General features: G+C 36.1%; 5 protein-coding genes. All 5 read right to left on the bottom strand.

Annotated elements, in window-relative coordinates; all coding sequences use genetic code 11:
* Positions 1–18: 18 nt before the first annotated feature.
* Complete coding sequence (locus ACWATR_RS39055) at positions 19–1,263, bottom strand: hypothetical protein (RefSeq protein ID WP_460345485.1); 1,245 nt, start codon at positions 1,261–1,263, stop codon at positions 19–21.
* A 79-nt stretch (positions 1,264–1,342) separates the two neighbouring features.
* The gene (locus ACWATR_RS39050) at positions 1,343–2,020 is read right to left on the bottom strand and encodes a hypothetical protein (protein ID WP_460345482.1); all 678 of its coding nucleotides are present in this window, start codon (positions 2,018–2,020) and stop codon (positions 1,343–1,345) included.
* A gap of 52 nt (positions 2,021–2,072) precedes the next feature.
* Entirely contained in the window at positions 2,073–2,543 is a 471-nt protein-coding gene (locus ACWATR_RS39045; RefSeq protein WP_460345479.1) for a hypothetical protein, read from the bottom strand.
* Complete coding sequence (locus ACWATR_RS39040) at positions 2,540–3,121, bottom strand: hypothetical protein (RefSeq protein WP_460345476.1); 582 nt, start codon at positions 3,119–3,121, stop codon at positions 2,540–2,542. Before ACWATR_RS39040 ends, ACWATR_RS39045 begins: the two co-directional genes overlap by 4 nt.
* On the bottom strand, positions 3,111–3,294 hold a 184-nt coding region (locus ACWATR_RS39035; RefSeq protein ID WP_460345473.1), incomplete at its 5' end, for a hypothetical protein. The genes ACWATR_RS39040 and ACWATR_RS39035, both read right to left, overlap by 11 nt.

Raw genomic sequence — 3,294 nt, 5'->3', positions numbered from 1 at the left:
TACTGATCGTTTGACTAGTTACTTTTTTTTTACATCAAACTGTAAAGCTTTTCTTTCAAACTGTGGTGTAATGCCAATCCGTACAATCCCTGCTGTGGATAAAATAACAGATGAAACTATATCACCATTTCTCATCCCTGCTTGTAGGTCTGTAAACTGCTGCATTACTCTAGTGCGATCGCTCTCTTTAGCTACTATATTTTGGTTTTGAGCGATCTTGGTAACACAGTTGCAATCACCTATAGGAATATCATTCTCATCAAAACCTATTCTGGCAATAGCAAAAATATCAAAATTATCACGGATAGATCCTGAACCTAAACCCCATTCGTTAATATTTGCTGATTGAGTATCTAAAAGTAGAGTCACACCCAGCCCAGCACCATTATTAACAATGGTAAGTAATCGGCTGATCACATCTTTAAATACATCCTTAGCTTGAGATTTTAGTAAATCATGGATACTTTGCCAGTCAGTTATAACTAAGCAGGCCGGGTTAAACTCACGTTGACCCTGTTCTAAAAGCTGTTGCCTCTCTTCGTAAATATCCCAAATAGCATCTACAGCACCTAAATCAATATCTTTTAGGTTAAAACCAAAGTGATGATCACGTTTAATATTAGGGTGAACTGGTTCTACTCCTTTACCCTGCCAAACATAACATTCTGATTGTGGTTGATTTTTAAATAGTTCATCAAGCAGGAAGTATAAAACTGTGGTTTTACCTGTTCTGCTTGGTGCAACAACTACCTTACTTTTTCCTGGTTTGCCTGCCTGTTGGATGATAGCTGCCCCAACATCACGGAAAGCTTTGTATTTATCATGCTTTGGGCGATCGCTTATCTCTTGATGTGGTGCAATAGGTAAAGCCTCATCAGAGGCTAAAATATCATCGGCAAAGTCCTCAGCTTCGTATGTTGCAGTAAAACCTCTTTCTAATGCTGTATCTATTTGTAAAGCTGTTTCTACTTCCCCAAACTGCTTTTTATATTGATTCAAGCGATCACCTTCTAATACATGGGCCACTAATCCTTCATTAATAGCCTGTTCATTTCTATTAGTTGTTTGGGTTTTTTCCCAGGCATGATGCCAGATCATACCAGCTAATACTAATCCAGCCAAAGGGGATGCAGTAGCAGCCGTTACAGCTAATCCTGCAACAATCCCGCCAATTACCGTATATTGTGATCCATCTTTCTTTTCTATATGCTCAGATGCGATCGCTTGCCATTCTTCAATAGATAATTTATCAAAATTAGTCATTTTCTTTTTAAATTTAAGTTGTGTTTATTTTGGAAAGTTAAACTCAACCTCTAACTTAAATTTAGAGGTTGAGTTTTAATTAACCGTGTGCAACTTTGAAATAGTATTTTATTTGTGCAAGCCAGAATAAAAACTTTACACACATTTCAACTATAAAAATAGTTAGCAAAAGCAATACAACATTACCCCAATCAATCCTGCTTATTTGCCCAGTCATTAACACAAACATAAGATTACTAAATCCGCCCTTAACTGGAGGATAAACAAGTAAGCAGATCGAAAAATCTACAACGTAAGCAAATAAAGCAGCATTTCTGGCCCTGGATATAGTTAGCGATGGAAAGGCATTATACCAACGCTTTAACCCTGCTAATGCTGGATCATCTGATTCTTTTACCTGGTATTTACCATGTGATTCATTAGCTTTTATGATGCTTTGCATAAAGCGCGGATCTCTACGCATAACAATAGGGAATAATTGAATAGTTTGAATTGCTGCCCACAATAAAAACCCTACAATCCAATTAAACCCATAAATAAATAAACCTAATATTGCACCAATGATCGGAATGTCTAAAAATAGGTTTATAATAGGAGATAAGCTAACACCATTTGATGTGATCAGCTTCACTCCTATAGCATAGGGCTGGATGTTTAAATACATGAAAAAAAGCACAAGACATATAACAATCCAGTAAAGGGCGTTCACTAAAGTAGAAGCCGATAAAGAATTATTTTTTTTAGTTTGAGTTGTCATTATGGTTATTCTTGGGTAAGTCACCTCTTAAACTCATTAAGAGGTGATTTTTTTATCTGATATAACGTACTATTTGAGTAGGTTGGGGCTTTTCTTCATCTAGTGGTACATTTCCTGTAAATGCTGGCTCACCCACAACTGCATTTTTTCTACCATCTTGATCAAAATCACGGGGAACTAATTTACCTGTGTTGCCTTTGCGATCGCATACAATAGTCCCTCTTACTAAAGGTTTTTTAGTTTTGGTATTGAAAACGGGTTCACCCTGAACTAGGTCACCATCAACTAAATAACAACCTTTGCTATATCTTTCTTCTGCGATCTCAGCTTCTACTTCAGAGTGTTGCTGGCTGGCCCTTAATTTCATTTCTTGGGTAGCGTTAAATTGTACCTGTTCCCTTACAATATTTGTTGCTTGAATGTTCCCTTTGATTGAATCTTGAGAGAAATAAAGAAGAACAGATAAAGCAGCACTACCTAAGATTTTTACTTGGTTTCGTCTGAGGAACTTTTCTAGATTCATAGAGCGCTTAGAATTGCGTCTAGATAGCTGTCTGTAGCTTGTTTCTTCTCTCTTATATTCTGTCTGAGGCGTGTATACTTTCCCAAGGTTTCTTGCCTCTCTGTAGCTCTTTCCATTAACAGCTTATCAATATCAGATTGGAGTTTATCAGCTTCATTTTCAATACGATCAGCTTGGCTTTCAGCATACTTACCAATTACTTGATTTTTCGCATTCTCATAAGTATGGATTAAATTTAACCCTTCTTTAATACCTTTCTGGAACATAAGAATGGTTTCAGGTTGGGATAGAATTTCATCAATACATTCTGTAATGAAACCATCACTATTTTTAGAGTCTTGGATTGCTTCAAGACTATTTTTTGGATCTGCTTTTGAAATGTTCCCAACTGTTTGATCTTGTTGCTTTTTGGTTTCGATACGCTTCTCTAGTGCCTCTAGAAATTCTTCTGGCACTTCAGAGCTTTCATTAAAATTTAGTGCCGGGTATTTACCTTGTAATTGGTTTATTAGTTGTTTAGGTGTGATTGGTTGATCAGCAGAAAGATTGATAAACTGAACAGCTTCTTTAATAATCATTTTGTGCATCCTTGTAATAGTATTCTTGGCTATGGCTCATGTGAACTCTGGCTTGAACTTTTCCGTATTTCCTAAAAGAATATTGAATTTTTTGTAAAACGGGAATATCAAAATTTGTTAGTTTTAGTGTTTTACTTATTCCTCCTTCCTTAGTACGTAGTCTTTTTAATGTA

This window comes from Nostoc sp. UIC 10890 (assembly GCF_054786515.1).
Note: the sequence above shows the minus strand (reverse complement) of the source record. Positions and strands in the feature narration are given on the sequence as shown.

Bases quoted from the DNA above. Each gene is read 5' to 3' on its own strand.
- ACWATR_RS39055 (WP_460345485.1), bottom strand. From the start codon at position 1,263: ATGACTAATTTTGATAAATTATCTATTGAAGAATGGCAAGCGATCGCA.
- ACWATR_RS39050 (WP_460345482.1), bottom strand. From the start codon at position 2,020: ATGACAACTCAAACTAAAAAAAATAATTCTTTATCGGCTTCTACTTTA.
- ACWATR_RS39045 (WP_460345479.1), bottom strand. From the start codon at position 2,543: ATGAATCTAGAAAAGTTCCTCAGACGAAACCAAGTAAAAATCTTAGGT.
- ACWATR_RS39040 (WP_460345476.1), bottom strand. From the start codon at position 3,121: ATGATTATTAAAGAAGCTGTTCAGTTTATCAATCTTTCTGCTGATCAA.